This is a genomic window from Streptomyces tanashiensis (assembly GCF_014648895.1).
GTDB classification, from domain to species: Bacteria; Actinomycetota; Actinomycetes; order Streptomycetales; family Streptomycetaceae; genus Streptomyces; species Streptomyces tanashiensis.
In genome coordinates, this window is record NZ_BMRZ01000002.1 from 836,331 (window position 1) to 852,143 (window position 15,813).

Here is a 15,813-nt window from a genome sequence, read left to right on the forward strand (position 1 = left end):
GGTCTCCCGGGCGGGCGGTCACAGGAAGGCCCGGCCCTCGCCCCGGTAGGTCGGGACGACGTCGACGATCCGGTCGCCGTCGACGAGGTGGAGCTCGTTGACCCTCTCGCACAGTTCGCCCGCCTTGGCGTGGCGGAACCAGACGCGGTCGCCCGCCCGCAGGCCGCTCGCTCCGTCGCCGGTGAGGGGGGTCTGGACCTCGCCCGCGCCCTCCTGCGGGAGGAGTCGCAGGCCGGTCGGCCACACGGGCACGGGCAGGCGGTCGGCGCCGGGGGCTCCGGAGGCGATCCAGCCGCCACCGAGGACGGTGGCGTGGCGCGGACCGGGGCGGCGCACGACGGAGAGGACGAAGTGGGCTGCGGGCCGGGGGCTGAAGCCGCGGTAGTGGTCGAAGAGGGTCGGGGCGTAGAGGCCCGAGCCCGCGCCGAGTTCGGTCACGGCCGGTTCGGCCGAGGTGTTCTCCAGGCTGCCGGTGCCTCCGCCGTTGACGAATTCCAGGGGGGCCACGGACCGTACGGCCCGGACGGCGGCGGCCCGCCGCTCGCGCAGTTCGCGGGTGGAGAGCTTCTGCATGAGCCGGACGGCGGTGCGGCCGGCCCGCGAGCCGGGCCGGTCGTCGGCGATGCCGGCGATCTGCCCCTCGTACGACATGACGCCGACGAGCCGGAGGCGTCGGCGGGCGGTGACGGCCAGGGCCAGGTCGCGGGCCTGGCGCGGTGAGTGCAGGGGCGAGCGGCGCATGCCGAGGTGGAGGCGGCCGCCGGCCAGGCGCAGGGAGGCGTCGAGGTCGAGGCAGACACGGACCGGGGGGCCGGTCGGGCCGACGGCGGCGGTCACGAGGTCGAGGTGCTCGGGCGAGTCGATCATGAGGGTGACGCGGGCGGCGAGCCGCTCGTCCGCTCCCAGCCGGCCGAGTGCGTGGGTGTCGGCGGTGGGGTATCCGACGAGGACGTCGTCGTGCTCCTCGGCGAGCCAGAGGGCTTCGGGCAGGGTGAAGGCGAGGATTCCTGTGAACCCGGGGAGCCGGAGGGTGTCGCCGATGAGGGCGCGGCAGCGCAGCGACTTGCTGGCGAGGCGGATCGGCTTGCCGCCGGCGCGCCGGGTCATCTGCGCGGCGTTGGCGCGCAGTGCGCCGAGGTCGACGACGGCGAACGGCGGCTGGAGGCCGGCCGTCGCCTTCTGGAGGGCCGGCGGCCCGGCCGGTGACGGCGGGTTCCCGGGAGGGTGCGGAGCGGGTGTCGTACGCGTGACGGACGGCTGGTGTGCCATGACCTTGTGGCCTCTCTTCCGACCTGCTCGGCGACCACGCAACGGTCTCTTGGTCACCTGTCCAAGTCAAGCGTCCCCGACTCTTGACTTGGACAGATGACCAAGAGCACTCTGCCGGGAACCGCGCCCGGACTGGGGCCGCGGCCGCTGTCGATCCATCCGAGAGGACTCCGGTCATGACCAGCGCGTGGCGCAACTGGGCGGGCAATGAGCAGGCGCATCCCGTGCGCGTTCTGCATCCGGCGGACACCGCCGAGGTGGCCGAGGCCGTGAAGACCGCGGCCGGGGACGGGCATCGGGTGAAGGCGATCGGCGCGGGTCACTCCTTCAGCCCGGTCGCGGTCGCCACGGGCGTCCAGCTCCGCCTGGACCGCATGGCGGGCCTGCGGTCGGTGGACCGCGAGACGGGCCTCGTGACGGTCGACGCCGGCATGCCGCTGTGGCGGCTGAACCCCCTGCTCGCCGAGCACGGCCTGGCCATGGAGATCCTCGGCGACATCGACCGCCAGACCGTGTCAGGCGCCATCTCGACCGGCACGCACGGCTCCGGAACCCGCTTCGGGGGGATCGCCACCCAGGTGCGCGCGCTCGAACTCGTCCTCGCCGACGGGTCGGTGGTCACCTGCTCGCCCGACGTGCGGCCGGAGCTCTTCGCCGCGGCCCGGGTCGGGCTCGGCGCGCTCGGCGTCATCACCGCGGTGACCCTGCGCTGCGTACCGCTGTTCGCCCTGCACGCGCACGACGCCGCCATGCCGGTCGCGGAGACCCTCGACCGGATCCACGAACTCGCCGACACCAACGACCACTTCGAGTTCTTCTGGTTCCCGCACAGCACGACGACGCTCACCCGCCGCTTCCGGCGGATGCCGGCCGACGTGCCGCTGAAGCCCATCGGCGCCGTGTCGCGCCGCCTCGACGAGACCGTCAGCGGCGTCGGCTTCGAGGGGCTCAACCGGCTCGGCACCCGCTTCCCCGGACTCGTCCCGCCGATCACGCGCTTCGCGGCCCGGGCGATGTCCACCCGCGAGTGGTCGGACCTGTCGTACCGGATCTTCGCCTCCCCGCGCGACGTGCGCTTCCACGAGGGCGAGTTCGCCATCCCCCGGGAGCACGCCGTCGAGGCGCTGCGGGAGATCAAGCGGTGGATCGACACGCACGACGCGAAGGTGTCGTTCCCGCTGGAGGTCCGCTTCGCCGCCCCGGACGACGTCTGGCTCTCCACCGCGTACGGCCGCGACAGCTGCTACATCGCCTTCCACCAGTACCACCGCATGCCCTACGCCCCGTACTTCGAGGCGTGCGAGTCCATCCTCGGCACGTACGGCGGACGCCCGCACTGGGGAAAGATGCACGAGCTCGACGCCGAGCGCCTGCGCCCGCGCTACGCGCGCTTCGACGAGTTCACGGCCCTGCGCGACACCCTCGACCCCACCGGCCTCTTCGCCAACCCCTACCTCGACCGGGTGCTCGGCGTCGCGCCCGAGGCCGAGGCCCTGGCGTCCACCGCGAGGTGACCACCCGGACGAGCGCGCGGCCCTTGCCCGCCTCCGGGCCTCCGCGCGCCTGACGGAAACCTGCACATCGTGTGCGAGGGGAGGGGCGCGGCCTTCACCGTTCCCCGACACCGCCCGGACCCGGACGGCCCGGACGGCACCGTTCTGTCCCCTTAGGTTCCCCGCGCGAGGCGGCGCGGCCGAATCTGTTACTCGGTTCCGAGGAGAAGGTGTCGGCATTCGGTGAAATTGAATGCACGGCCGCTTCCCGAGGTGTAGAAACTCCTGCACCGAGGCGTCGACCGCATTTCTCCGGTCAGCCGTTCGCATGGTTGGATCAAGCCCGCTGCGGCCGCAGAAGACGGATTCCCCCCATGAACGAAGGGTGCGCATCATGCGTCACGACCTTGAGACCGCCGAAATCTCGGACGCCGACCTCGACGCCGTTTCCGGTGGTCTCGTCACGATCTCCGGCGGCCTCGTCGGCGGCCTGACCAACGACGTCACCAACATCCTCGGCACCGTCGGCTCCCTCCAGACGGTTCAGGGCGTCGAGGGCCTCGTCGGCGGCGTTCCGGGCCTGGCCTCCGGCATCACCGGCGTCTCGGTGAACACCGCGGGCGTCACCGGCATCGCCGGTATCTGAGCCGAGCGTCGGACGTGAACCCCGGAACCACCCCGGTTCCGGGGTTCACTCCCCCTGAATACCACCGCACGAGACAAGAGCGCGCAGAATCCGATCACGGAAAATGCGCGAGAATGCAGCCGAAGGAATAGTCCGTGCAGTTCCGCCGCAATGCGCTTTCCAAGCTGCAATCGCCCGAAGAACTCGACGTGCCCGTGCGATTCGCCCGCCCCCAGGGCCGCCTCGTGCTCGCCGTCACCGTCCTCGTCATGGCCGCCGCGGGCTTCTGGGCCGTCACCGGCACGGTGACGTCCCGAGTGAACGCCCCCGGTCTCCTCACCCACGCCGAGGGCACCTACCTGCTGCAGAGCCCCGTCGCCGGACAGGTCACCGAGGTCCTCGCCGAGGAGGGCCGGCCCGTCGCCGCCGGCGCGCCCCTCCTGACCGTCCGCACGGACCGGGGCGACCGGCCCGTCCGCGCCGTCGCCGGAGGTCGCGTCACCACGCTCCACGCCAGGCTGGGTTCGGTCGTCACCACCGGCGCGGATGTGGCGACCGTCGAGCGCGTGACCGACCCGGACGCCCCTCTGGTGGCCGTCCTGTACCTGCCGGGTGACACCGCCGCCACCCTCCGCGTGGGAGCCCAGGTCGACCTCGGCGTCCCGTCCGCCCCGCGCGACCGGTTCGGTGTGCTCCGCGGGCGGGTGAGCGCCGTCGGCACCACCCCGCAGACGCGGGCGCAGCTCGGTTCGTTCCTCGGGGATGCCGGACTCGCCGCGCGGTTCTCCCGCCAGGGCGATCCGGTCGCCGTGCTCGTCACCCTGGACCGCTCCGCCGCCACCGCCTCCGGATACGCCTGGTCCTCCTCGGACGGGCCCCCGCACGCCCCCGCCTCCGGCACGCCCGTCACCGGCGCCGTCCACCTCGCCGCGCAGCGCCCCGTCGACTGGCTGCTGCCGTGAGGGCGGCACGGAGCGCCTCCGGTGCGGCCACCCGGGCCGGGTCCCGGCGCCGTGCACCCGCGGTCAAGGGCCGGCGGCCACGGACGGTCCGCACCCCCACCGTGCTCCAGATGGAGGCGGTCGAGTGCGGCGCCGCCGCCCTCGCCATGGTGCTCGGCCACCACGGCCGCTTCGTCCCGCTGGAGGAGCTCCGGATCGCGTGCGGCGTGTCCCGCGACGGTTCCCGGGCGGGCAACATCCTCAAGGCGGCCCGCGGTTACGGGCTCCGGGCCAAGGGCATGCAGATGGACCTGGCCGCGCTCGCCGAGGTGGCCGCGCCGGCGGTCCTGTTCTGGGAGTTCAACCACTACGTCGTCTACGAGGGCACGGGCCGCCGCTTCGGCCGCCCCGGCGTGTACGTCAACGACCCCGGCAGCGGCCGCCGTTTCGTCCCCATGGACCAGTTCGACACCAGCTTCACCGGCATCGTCCTCACCTTCGAGCCGGGCCCCGGCTTCCGCCGGGGCGGAAGCCGTCCGGGTGTCCTCGCCGCCCTGCCGGCCCGGCTGCGCGGGACCTCGGGGACCATGGCCGCCGCGGTCGTCGCCAGCCTCCTCCTGGTGGCCGTCGGCGCGTGGGTGCCGGCCCTGAGCCGTACGTACATCGACATGTTCCTCATCGGGAACCAGACGTCCCTGCTCGGTGTGGTCTTCGCGGCGATGGCGACGGCCCTCGTCCTCACCGCGGTCCTGACCGCCCTCCAGCAGGCCAATCTGCTGCGCGGCCGCGTCATCGCCTCCACCCTGGGCAGCGCCCGCTTCCTGCGGCACCTGCTCCGGCTCCCGCTCGTCTTCTACGCCCAGCGCAGTCCGGCGGACCTCGTCCAGCGTCTCCAGTCCAACGACGCCGTCGCCGAGACCCTCGCCCGTGACCTGGCCGCGGCGGCCGTCGACGCCGTCGTCGTGGTCCTGTACGCGGTCCTGCTCTGGACGTACGACCCCCAGCTCACCGTCGTCGGCGTCCTGATCGCCCTCCTCAACGTTCTCGCCCTGCGCGTCGTCGTCCATCTGCGGGCCACCGGCACGCAGAAGCTGCGGGCCGAGAGCGCCCGGCTGACCAACACCGCGTACAGCGGGCTCCAGCTCATCGAGACGATGAAGGCCACCGGCGGCGAGGACGGCTTCTTCCGGCGCTGGGCCGGGCAGCACGCCACCACCCTCGACGTGCAGCAGCGGCTCGGCGTGCCCAGCGCCTGGCTGGCGATCGTCGCGCCGACCCTCGCCGCGCTCAACAGCGCGCTGATCCTCACGATCGGCGGTCTGCGGGCCGTGGAGGGCCACCTCACCGTCGGCCTGCTCGTCGCCTTCCAGGCACTGGTCACCGGCTTCACCGCACCGATCACCCGGCTCAACGGCGTGGCGGGCCGCGTGCAGGACTTCGCCGCCGACGTCGCCCGCCTCAGGGACGTCGAGGACTTCCCCGTCGACCCGGTCCACACCCGGCGCGCCCCGCGCACCGCCACCCGTCGCCTCACCGGCCACGTCGAACTGGAGGCCGTCACCTTCGGCTACAGCCCCCTCGACGCCCCCCTGCTCAAGGACTTCTCGCTGACCGTCGGCCCCGGGCAGCAGGTCGCGCTCGTCGGCGGCTCCGGAAGCGGCAAGTCCACGGTCTCGCGGTTGATGTCGGGCCTCTACACCCCCTGGGAGGGCGCGATCCGCATCGACGGCATGCGCCTGGAGGACATCCCGCGCAGCGCCCTCGCGGCCTCCGTCTCCTTCGTCGACCAGGACGTCTTCCTCTTCGAGGGCACCGTCCGCGACAACGTGGCGCTCTGGGACCCCTCCGTCCCGGACGAGGCCGTCGTCGCCGCCCTCCAGGACGCCGCGGTGTACGACGTGGTCGCCCGCCGCCCCGGCGGCATCCGCAGCCGCGTCGAGCAGGACGGCCGCAACTTCTCCGGCGGCCAGCGCCAGCGCCTGGAGATCGCCCGCGCCCTGGTGCGCCGCCCCAGCGTCCTGATCCTCGACGAGGTGACCAGTGCCCTCGACGCGGCGACCGAGCAGACCGTCATGGACAACCTGCGGCGGCGCGGCTGCGCCTGCGTGGTCATCGCCCACCGGCTCAGCACCGTGCGCGACAGCGACGAGATCGTCGTGCTCGACCGGGGCACGGTCGTGGAACGCGGCCGGCACGAACACCTCGTCGCGGCGCGCGGCGCGTACGCCGGCCTGGTCGAGGAGCACTGAGGTGAACGTCCCCCACTCTCCCGCAGGCCTCACCGGCGTACGGCACGGCGGCGGTTCCCCCGACCCGGTCGTCGCGGCGCTCGGCGCCCTCGGCACCGCGGTCGACTGCGCCGGCCTGGGCAGCCTCTCCCTCGAAGGGCCGCACGTGCTCTGGCTCGTCGTCGACGGCGCCATGGACCTCTTCGCCGTCGACGCGGCGCGGCGCGGCCCCTGGCACTTCCTGGGCCGCCTCGACGCGGGCACGCTGCTGCTCGGTCCGGTCGACGGCCCCGCGCACACCCTCATCGGCCGACCCGCGCAGGGCTGTCTGCTGCGCCGGATCGAGCTGCGCGACCTGCCGTACGCGGCGGGTGGGGCGTACGGCCACGCGGGGTACGGCCAGGAGGGGCCGGGAGGGCGGCCGTACGGGGAACACGGACTCGGCGGCCGCTGGTACGAGGGCCAGTGGTACGCGGACGAGTGGTACGAGGACCGGAGCCCGTACGGCGGCGTCCCGGCGGAGCCCGTCCTCACTCCTCTGGAGCACGCCTTCGCGCTCGGCATCGGGCGCGGGCTGCGCGTCCTCTACCAGGCGGCCCTCGACGGCAGCCCGGGGGACGCTCCCGGCGCGGCGGACGACGACGTCCTCTGGATGCGCCTCACCCCCGGCAGCATCGCGTACGGGGCGGCGTACGAGAGCCAGGGGAGCCAGGGCCACGCGGCCGGCACCCTCCTCGTCGACTCCGCGACCTGGCAGGGCATGGTCGACCAGCAGTACCGGCTCCTCCACGCCCTGGACGGCTGGATCGAGCAGCTCGAACGCGACCACGAGGACCGCGCGGCCGCCGGGATCGAAGCCGGGCACGCCGCACGCACACGGGCCGACCGCACCCTGCTCGACTCCATCGGCCGCCGCTCCCGGGACCGCTCCGGCCGCACCCCCGCGGCGGACCGCACCCACGACGAAGCGGCCTACGCGGTGTGCCGGGCCGTCGCCCACGAGGCCCGCATCGTGCTCGCGGAACCGGCCGACGCGGGCGCGGAGCCCGGGCTCCTCGACCCCGTCGAACGCATCGCGCTCGCCTCCCGGATCCGCACCCGGGGCGTCCGGCTCGGCGAGCGCTGGTGGCGCGAGAACAGCGGACCGCTCGTGGGCCGGCGCGCGGCGGACGGGTCACCGGTCGCCCTGCTGTGGCGGCGAGGCCGGTACGTGGCCCACGACCCCGCCACGGGCGGGCGGGAGCGCGTCGACCGGGCCGGCGCAGCGGCGTTCGCACCGCGCGCCGTCATGTTCTACCGGCCCCTGCCGGACCGGCCGCTCGGCCTGCTGCGCCTGCTCCGGTTCAGCGTGCGGGGCACCCGGGCGGAGCTCCGCGACCTGCTCCTCGGCGGGCTCGTCGCGGTCGGCCTCGGCGCGCTCGTGCCGGTCGCCACCGGCACGGTGCTCGGCACGTACGTCCCCGCCGCCGAGACCGGACTCATCGTCCAGGCCGGCCTCGCGATCATCGCCACCAGCGTCGTCTCGGCCGCCTTCATGCTGCTCCAGAACACCGCGATCCTCCGGATGGAGGGCCGGATCGAGGCCACCCTCCAGCCGGCCGTATGGGACCGGCTGCTGCGCCTGCCGACGACGTTCTTCACCGGCCGCTCGACGGGAGAACTGGCCGGTGCGGCGATGGGCATCAGCGCGATCCGGCGTGTCCTGTCCGGCATCGGCCCCGTGGTCGTCCAGGCGGGCACCGTCGGCACGGTCAACCTGGTGCTGCTCCTCGTCTACAGCGTGCCCCTGGCCCTCGCCGCGCTCGCGCTGCTGCTCGCCACGGCCGCGGTCTTCCTGGGGCTCGGCCTGTGGCAGCTGCGGTACCAGCGCCAGCTGATCCGGCTCGGCAACAAGCTCGACACCCAGGCCTTCCAGACCCTGCGCGGTCTGCCCAAACTGCGGGTCGCGGCGGCCGAGAGCTTCGCGTACGCCGCGTGGGCCGGGGAGTTCGCCCGCACCCGCGAGCTGCACCGGCGCATCGGGCGGATCAAGAACGTCCTCGCGGTCCTCGGCGCGGTCTGTCTGCCGCTGTGCACGCTCGTGATGTTCGCGCTCCTCGCCGGTCCGGCCCGCGGCACGCTGACCGCGAGCGAGTTCCTCACCTTCAGCACCGCCGTCACGATGATGCTGTCCTCGGTCACGCAGCTGACCGGCGCACTCCTCTCGGCCGCCGCCGTACAGCCCATGTTCGAACAGATACGGCCGGTGCTCAGGGAGACGCCCGAGGTCCGCGGTTCCAGTGCCCCGCCCGGCGAGCTGACCGGCGCGATCGAGGCCGAGAACCTGTCCTACCGCTACACCGAGGACGGCCCGCTGGTCCTCGACGGGGTCGGTCTGCGGGTGCGGCCGGGCGAGTTCGTCGCGATCGTCGGAGCCAGCGGCAGCGGCAAGTCCACGCTCCTGCGGCTGCTCATCGGCTTCGACCGGCCGGTCGCCGGGACCGTGCGGTACGACGGGCAGGACCTCGCGGCCCTGGACCGGGCGGCCGTGCGCCGTCAGTGCGGCGTCGTCCTCCAGAACGCCCAGCCGTTCTCCGGCTCCGTCCTCGACTGCATCCGCGGCGCGGGGACGTACCCCCTGGAGGACGCGTGGGCCGCCGCCGCGATGGCGGGCCTGGCGGAGGACATCAAGGCCATGCCCATGGGCATGCACACGATGCTGTCCGACGGCGGAGGCAGCATCTCGGGCGGCCAGCGCCAGCGCCTGATGATCGCCCAGGCGCTCATCCGCCGCCCCCGCGTCCTCTTCTTCGACGAGGCGACCAGCGCCCTGGACAACGAGGCCCAGCGGACCGTGATCGAGTCGACCCGGGCTCTCCACGCGACCCGTGTCGTGATCGCCCACCGCCTCTCCACGATCATGGACGCGGACCGGGTGATCACGCTGGCGGACGGCCGCGTCGTCCAGGAAGGCACCCCCGCCGAGCTCCTCGCCGACACGACCGGTCTCTTCCACGAGCTGGTCCGACGCCAACTGGGCTGATGCCGGGACGGCCGTCGCCGCGCCGGGCCCGCGTGGCTGATGGGGACGGCCCCTCGGAGCGTGTACACGTACGACAGTGATCGCAGCGCAGACGAAAGGGAACTCCATGCACGCCGACCGACCGGACCCCTCCCGCCGTACCGCGCTCGCCCTGGGCGGAGGCGCGGCACTCACGGCCGCGCTCGCCCTGGGCGGCGGCACCGCGCAGGCCCTGCCGCGGACGGGCGGCGGCGTCGCGCGGCTGAGGCGCCTGGAGCGGGAGCACGGCGCACGGCTGGGCGTCTTCGCCCGCGACATGCGCACGGGCAGGACCGTGGCCCACCGGGCCCACGAGCGCTTCCCGATGGCCTCCGTGTTCAAGACGCTCGCCGTCGCGGCCGTCCTGCGCGACCACGACCGCGCCGGGGAGTTCCTCGCCCGGCGCGTCCACTACACCGCGGTGTACGCCGCCAGGTCGGGCCACTCGCCGGTCACGGGGCTGGCCGCGAACGTCTCGGGAGGCATGACGATCTCCGAACTCTGCGACGCCGCCCTCCGCTTCAGTGACAACGCCGCCGCCAACCTGCTCCTCGAGGAGCTGGGCGGCCCCACCGCGATCACCCGCTTCTGCCGCTCCCTCGGGGACGGGGTCACCCGGCTCGACCGGTGGGAGCCCGAACTCAACTCGGCGGAGCCCACTCGGGTCACCGACACCACGACCCCGCACGCCATCGGCCTCGACCACGCCCGCCTGCTGCTCGGCGACGCGCTGGCGCCCCACGACCGGGAGCGGCTCGCCGGCTGGATGCTCCGCAACACCACCAGCGCCGAGCGGTTCCGCCGCGGCCTGCCGGCCGACTGGCGCCTCGCCGACAAGACCGGCTCCGCGCGCTTCGGCGGCGCCAACGACGTGGGCATCGCCTGGCGGCCGGACGGCACACCGGTCGTCCTGGCGGTCCTCACCACCCGGCCCGAGGAGGACGCGACGTCCGACAACGCGCTGGTGGCAAGGACGGCCGCCGTTCTGGCGCAGGAGCTCGCCTGAGCGGCGAAGGAGAGGACCTGATCAGTCGGGCCCGGTCCAGTCGAAGGTGATGTGCTTGCTGGACCGGCCCTCACGGCTCCAGAGGAAGCCGTGGGCATCGGCGCGGTCCGCCGTCGAACGGCCCCAGGTCGCGACCTGGCCCGGTCCGGTCTCCGCACCCGGCAGGTTGGTCGACTGGACCCGCGCACCCTCCGGGGTCGTGGGTCCCGTGAGCGCGACCGCGCTCGCCTCGACCCGGCCCGGCACCACGGCCCGCCAGCTCGCGAGGTCGTCGGCGACCTCGATCTCGATGGGCGCGAACTCCATGCCGCGCATCTCGGCGCCCATCATGCTCACCATCTGGGCGGGCCAACTGCCCGCCTGCCCACCGAAGATCATCTGAAGCGCCTCGCGCTGGGCTTCGTCGGCGCGCTCGTCGACGAAGACGGCGGCGTACGTGTCCGTGTGCTCGGCCCAGATGTTGCCGACGAACGCACCCAGCATCAGCACGTTCAGGCCGTCCAGCCGTACGTCACCGTAACGGCCCTCGCGGATGTGCCAGGCCAGGATGCCGTCGCAGTCGCCGTAGGTGGGCAGCTGCGCGAACGAGCACGGGCAGGGCACGTTGCACTTGCAGGTGTCGAACCAGTCGCCCGCCGCGTGCCACCGGGGAACCGTCGCCGTCGTCTCGGACATCTCCGTGCCTCCTCGTGACCGTGCCGGGACGTCGGTCTCGGGAGGACGGCAGAGCCCCCGGGAACCATCGCCGGCCCACGCCCGGGTGGTACGGGTATCCATGTCGATTGTCCCACCGCGGGGGTCACCCGGCGAAGGTATGTGCCGCGTACACGCGTTCCCTCGTACACGTTCCCTCGTACACGCTCCCTCGTGCACGCTCCCTCGTACACGCTCCCTCGTGCCCGCCGCTCCCGCGCGCACGCGCGGGTCCATCGTGATGTGCTGGAGGTGTGCGCCTCGACCGGAAGGCCCTCTCACCCCCTCTGCGTCCGGCGAATCTCCTGTCGGCCCGGCAGCTGGCGTTCGCCTGGTCCGTGATGGCGTCGATCGCCCTCCTCGCCTGGGTGCTGGTGGCCGACCAGGCCCGTGACATGGGGGTCGAGCCGGGAACCATGGGCATGGGCGTCCCGCTGTTCCTGCTGCTGTGGCTGGTCATGATGATCGCCATGATGTTCCCGTCGGTGGCCCCGGTGGCCCTCACCTGGGCGCGGGCCATCGGGCGCCAGTCACCCACGGGAGTCGTGCGGGTGGCCCGTACCGTCCAGTTCGTCGGCGGGTACCTGCTGGCCTGGACGGCCTTCGGCCTGCTCGCCTACGGGCTCCTCGCCGGGACCGGCGCCCTGGTGGACGAGCACCCGGGCGCCGGGCGCTGGATCGGCGCGGGGGCCTTCCTGGTCGCCGGGCTGTACCAGTTCGGGTCGTGGAAGGACCTCTGCCTGCGGCACTGCCGGAGCCCGATGGGTCAGCTCGTGCGCTACGCGGGCTTCCGGCCCCGGGCCCGCGATCTGCGGGTCGGGGCGCACCACGGGGCGTACTGCGTGGGCTGCTGCTGGGGGCTGATGGTCGTGCTCGTCCCGCTGGGCGTCATGAACGTCCTGGCGATGGCCGCGGTGGCCGTGGTGATCTTCGTGGAGAAGCTCTGGCGGCTGGGACCCGTCTTCTCGCAGGTCGTCGGGGCCGCCTTCCTCGCCCTCGCGGTACTGAGCCTCTTCCAGCCCTGGCTGCTGCCGGGCCTGATCCCGTCGCAGTCGCCCATGACGGAGATGCTCCACCGCTGACCTCGGGCTCCGCCTGCCGGGCCCGGGCGTCTGTCAGGTGCAGGCCCGGGCCGGCCGAGTCATCGAGACCGGCGACCGACGCGAGCGGCAGAGGTCTCGGGCACCTCGACCGGGCGCAGCACCGTGAGCGAGTCCTCCTGGCGCGCCACCATCGCGAAGGGGAACCTGTCGGTCTCCAGGCAGAGTTCGACATCGTCCGGGTGGTAGCCGCTGCGCAGCCCGGCGGCGAGGTCCGCCGCGGCGCCGGAGGTCCTCGCGCGATGGAGGTACGGGGCCGCTTCGACATCGCCTCCCGTCATGCGCTGTGCGATGTACTCGGCGCAGGCCAGATCCTCCTCGGCCCGGCCTCCCTCGCCGGTGACCACGAACGTCACCGGCCCGGCGTCCTCGGTCCGCAGAAAGCGCGCCGTCGGACCGGCCACCACGAAGCTCGCGCAAAGGACCAGAGGCGCGTCGGCGACGGCCAGCGCGCCCACGGTTCCCGCCGTCGTCTTCTGCACCAGCGTGCGGCCGGCGAAGTCGCGTGATCTGAGCAGCCCGGGCGAGTTCACCGCGTCGAACCCGGCCGCCGGAGCTCCGTCCTTCAGGGCCAGCCAACCCGAGTGGCTCTCCTTCAGGGCGAGCGCCTCGCTCTCCGTCGAGGCCAGGACGATCCTCTCGACGCCACGCGAGAAGGCCCAGGCGGCCACGGTGAAAGCGCGCATGACGTCGATGACGACCGCGACACGGGGGACGTCGGTCAACTCCGGTATGCCGACAAAGCGATGATCCATCGCACCATTCTGGCGCCCCCGACCGCCCGAGGGTTCCGAAATCTGCGACCACCGTCGATACGAAGGGACTCCACCGTCTCCACCTGCGGTTTCGGCCGCACGGCGGGGACAGGGGATGCCCGCCGCACGCACTTCGACCTCAGCGCAGGCGGCGCGCGCGGAGCACCACGTCGTCGGTGTGGTGCGCGCCGGCCCCGCCGTCGGGCACCACGCGGGGCCGTTCCTCGTCCACCTCGATCACCCAGTCGTCGTCGAGCAGAGCCGCGACCATCGAGGGCCAGACGTAGTCGGCGGGGTCGAAGCCGCTGTCGTTCGCCTCGCGGGTGTCCATTCCCGCGTGGTGCACGAGCAGCAGCACTCCACCGACCGCGACGGCGGAGAGCAGGGCGCGTTCGGCGCTGCCGTCGGCCGTGCGCAGCAGCGCCGGGTACTGGGCGGAGACCAGGTCGAAGGAGGCCGGCGGGAGTGCCGCCTCCGTCAGTGCGGCATGGACCCAGCGCACGTCGACGCCGGCGTCCCGCGCGTGCCCGGCCGCCCGCTCCAGCGCCACGCCGGAGACCTCGAGCGCGGTCACGTCCCAGCCGCCGCGCGCGAGCCAGACGGCGTCCGCGCCCTCGCCGCAGCCGACGTCGAGCACGCGGCCGGGCACGAGCCCGGCGACCTCGGCCACGAGTGCGCCGTTGGGCCGGCCGCTCCACAGTTGCTGCCGGTCGGCATAGAGGTCGTCCCACTTCGCCCGTACCTCGGGGTCTCCGACGTATGCGTCGGTGGGCGAAGGGATCGGAGATGCGGGCGATGCCGCAGCGATGTTGTCCGTCACGAGCCCACCGTCGTCCCTCGCGCCCGGCTCGGGCCACTCATGTTGCCGGTCCGGCAAAACCTCCGTCCCCGCGCGATGAGCGGGTGGCAGAGGTCCCGGCGGGGCACCTGCCTGCTGCCTGCCTGCCTGCCTGCCTGCCTGCCTGCCTGCCTGGAGAATACCCAGGGGGGTATTTGACTTTCCCCGAAGCACCCCCTTACCGTCGAGTACATAAATACCCAGGGGGGTATCAGAGTCCACCTCGGCCAGACGCTCGCACGCGCCACGGGCGCATGGCCGGCTTGCGCCCTGCCACCTCGCGCCCACCCCTGGCGTGCGCTCCTGATGAAGGGATTGCCGTGTTCTTCACGCAGTACTACCTCGACTGCCTCTCCCAGGCGTCGTACATGATCGCCGACGAGCGCACGGGCCGGGCGGTGGTCGTCGACCCCCGCCGGGACGTCTCCGAGTACCTGGCCGACGCCGCCGCGCACGGCTTCACGGTGGTCGGCGTCATCAACACCCACTTCCACGCCGACTTCGTCGCCGGTCACCTGGAGATGGCGGACGAGACCGGCGCCTGGATCGGCTACGGCCGGCGCGCCGAGACCGAGTACCCGATCCGCAAGCTCGCCGAGGGCGAGCGGATCTCCCTCGGCGACGTCACGCTGGAGGTCCTGGAGACCCCCGGGCACACACCGGAGTCGATCAGCGTCCTCGTCTACGAACGGGCCGAGGACGAGGTGCCCTACGGCGTCCTCACCGGCGACGCGCTGTTCATCGGCGACGTCGGCCGCCCCGACCTCCTCGCCTCCGTGGGCGTGACCGCCGAGGAGCTCGGTGCGATGCTCCACGACAGCGTGCAGAACAAGCTGATGGGGCTGCGGGACGAGGTGCGGGTCTTCCCCGCGCACGGCGCCGGATCGTCCTGCGGCAAGCACCTTTCGACGGAGAAGCAGTCGACCATCGGTGAGCAGCGGGCGACCAACTACGCCTGCGCGCCGATGAGCCGCGAGCAGTTCGTCGCCCTCGTCACCGCCGGCCAGCCGGCCGCGCCGGGCTACTTCGCGTACGACGCCGAGCTGAACCGCAAGGACCGGGCCCGCTACGACACTTCGGCTCCTCGCCCGCTGGCGCTCGCCGAGTTCACCGGGCTGCGGTCCGCCGGCGCGGTCGTGGTGGACGCACGCGACCCGCAGGAGTTCGCGGCCGGGCACCTGCGCGGCGCGGTGAACGTGCCCGCCGACGGCCGCTTCGCCGAGCAGGCAGGCACCGTCCTCCACCCGGCCGCCGAGCTGGTCGTCATGGCCCCGCAGAACCGGGAGGAGGAGGTCGTCACCCGCCTCGCCCGGATCGGATTCGACCGGGTCGTCGGCTACCTGCGCAATCCCGAGGACGCCCTGGAATCACTGTCCGACGAGGTCTCGCCCGCCGGCCGGATCACCGCCGCACACCTGCGCGGCGCCCTCGCGGGCGAGCGGCCGCCGGTCGTCGTGGACGTGCGCACCTGCGGGGAGCGCGAGACGAACGGCTTCATCGGCTCCGCCCTGCACATCCCGCTCAGCGAACTCCCCCACCGCACGGACGAGCTGCCGTCCGACCGGCCCCTCGTCCTGCACTGTGCGGGAGGCCACCGTTCCTCCATCGCCGCGAGCCTGCTGCGACAGCGCGGCTTCCAGGACGTCTCCGACATCCTCGGCGGATACGCGGCCTGGGCCCTGACGGAGCCGGCGGGCGAGACGGCCGGAGTCTGACCCCGACCGCCCCCGTTCCACGCCGCAAGCCCACCCCCGGCGCCCCGCCGTCCACCGGGGCCCCTCGCAAGCTCATGAATACCCCCCTGGGTATTCATGAGCCCACATGA

Annotated in this window: 12 protein-coding genes; 8 read left to right on the forward strand and 4 right to left on the reverse strand. The window is 73.3% G+C overall.

The features are described from left to right. Window positions 1-18: 18 nt before the first annotated feature. The gene (locus IE237_RS09290; protein WP_189801318.1) at window positions 19-1,269 is read right to left on the reverse strand and encodes an amino acid deaminase/aldolase; all 1,251 of its coding nucleotides are present in this window, start codon (window positions 1,267-1,269) and stop codon (window positions 19-21) included. A 176-nt stretch (window positions 1,270-1,445) separates the two neighbouring features. Here IE237_RS09290 and IE237_RS09295 point away from each other — a divergent pair, with 176 nt between their 5' ends. The 6 genes from IE237_RS09295 to bla all read left to right on the forward strand — a co-directional run bounded on the left by IE237_RS09295 (window position 1,446) and on the right by bla (window position 10,602). Then, window positions 1,446-2,783, forward strand: coding sequence for a D-arabinono-1,4-lactone oxidase (locus IE237_RS09295; RefSeq protein ID WP_189801319.1), 1,338 nt, complete (start codon window positions 1,446-1,448; stop codon window positions 2,781-2,783). A gap of 373 nt (window positions 2,784-3,156) precedes the next feature. Further along, the gene (locus IE237_RS09300) at window positions 3,157-3,408 is read left to right on the forward strand and encodes a hypothetical protein (protein ID WP_189801320.1); all 252 of its coding nucleotides are present in this window, start codon (window positions 3,157-3,159) and stop codon (window positions 3,406-3,408) included. Between the two features lie 134 nt (window positions 3,409-3,542). After that, entirely contained in the window at window positions 3,543-4,349 is an 807-nt protein-coding gene (locus tag IE237_RS09305; protein WP_189801321.1) for a biotin/lipoyl-containing protein, read from the forward strand. 110 nt (window positions 4,350-4,459) lie between these two features. Next, window positions 4,460-6,577, forward strand: a complete 2,118-nt coding sequence (locus IE237_RS09310; RefSeq protein WP_190105786.1) for an NHLP family bacteriocin export ABC transporter peptidase/permease/ATPase subunit — start codon at window positions 4,460-4,462, stop codon at window positions 6,575-6,577. Between the two features lies 1 nt (window position 6,578). Continuing rightward, window positions 6,579-9,578 carry an NHLP bacteriocin export ABC transporter permease/ATPase subunit gene (locus IE237_RS09315; RefSeq protein ID WP_189801322.1) on the forward strand — a complete coding sequence of 1,000 codons (3,000 nt, stop codon included), beginning with the start codon at window positions 6,579-6,581 and terminating at the stop codon, window positions 9,576-9,578. Window positions 9,579-9,684: 106 nt separating this feature from the next. After that, window positions 9,685-10,602: a class A beta-lactamase gene (bla, locus tag IE237_RS09320; protein WP_189801323.1), complete on the forward strand. Its 918-nt coding sequence runs from the start codon at window positions 9,685-9,687 to the stop codon at window positions 10,600-10,602. A gap of 21 nt (window positions 10,603-10,623) precedes the next feature. Here the strand turns inward: bla and IE237_RS09325 are convergent, their stop codons facing one another. After that, the gene (locus IE237_RS09325; RefSeq protein WP_189801324.1) at window positions 10,624-11,277 is read right to left on the reverse strand and encodes a DUF1326 domain-containing protein; all 654 of its coding nucleotides are present in this window, start codon (window positions 11,275-11,277) and stop codon (window positions 10,624-10,626) included. Between the two features lie 272 nt (window positions 11,278-11,549). On the opposite strand from IE237_RS09325, the gene IE237_RS09330 reads away from it, so the two are divergent. After that, a complete protein-coding gene (locus IE237_RS09330) occupies window positions 11,550-12,377 on the forward strand; it encodes a DUF2182 domain-containing protein (RefSeq protein WP_189801325.1) in 828 nt (275 codons plus the stop codon). Window positions 12,378-12,436: 59 nt separating this feature from the next. Here IE237_RS09330 and IE237_RS09335 read toward each other — a convergent pair whose 3' ends face one another. After that, a complete protein-coding gene (locus IE237_RS09335) occupies window positions 12,437-13,150 on the reverse strand; it encodes a 2-phosphosulfolactate phosphatase (protein WP_189801326.1) in 714 nt (237 codons plus the stop codon). A gap of 139 nt (window positions 13,151-13,289) precedes the next feature. Further along, a complete protein-coding gene (locus IE237_RS09340) occupies window positions 13,290-13,970 on the reverse strand; it encodes a class I SAM-dependent methyltransferase (RefSeq protein WP_189801327.1) in 681 nt (226 codons plus the stop codon). 338 nt (window positions 13,971-14,308) lie between these two features. Between IE237_RS09340 and IE237_RS09345 the strand changes: the two genes are divergently transcribed. Continuing rightward, on the forward strand, window positions 14,309-15,703 hold the full coding sequence (locus IE237_RS09345; protein ID WP_189801328.1) for an MBL fold metallo-hydrolase: 1,395 nt from the start codon (window positions 14,309-14,311) through the stop codon (window positions 15,701-15,703). Window positions 15,704-15,813: the final 110 nt, after the last annotated feature.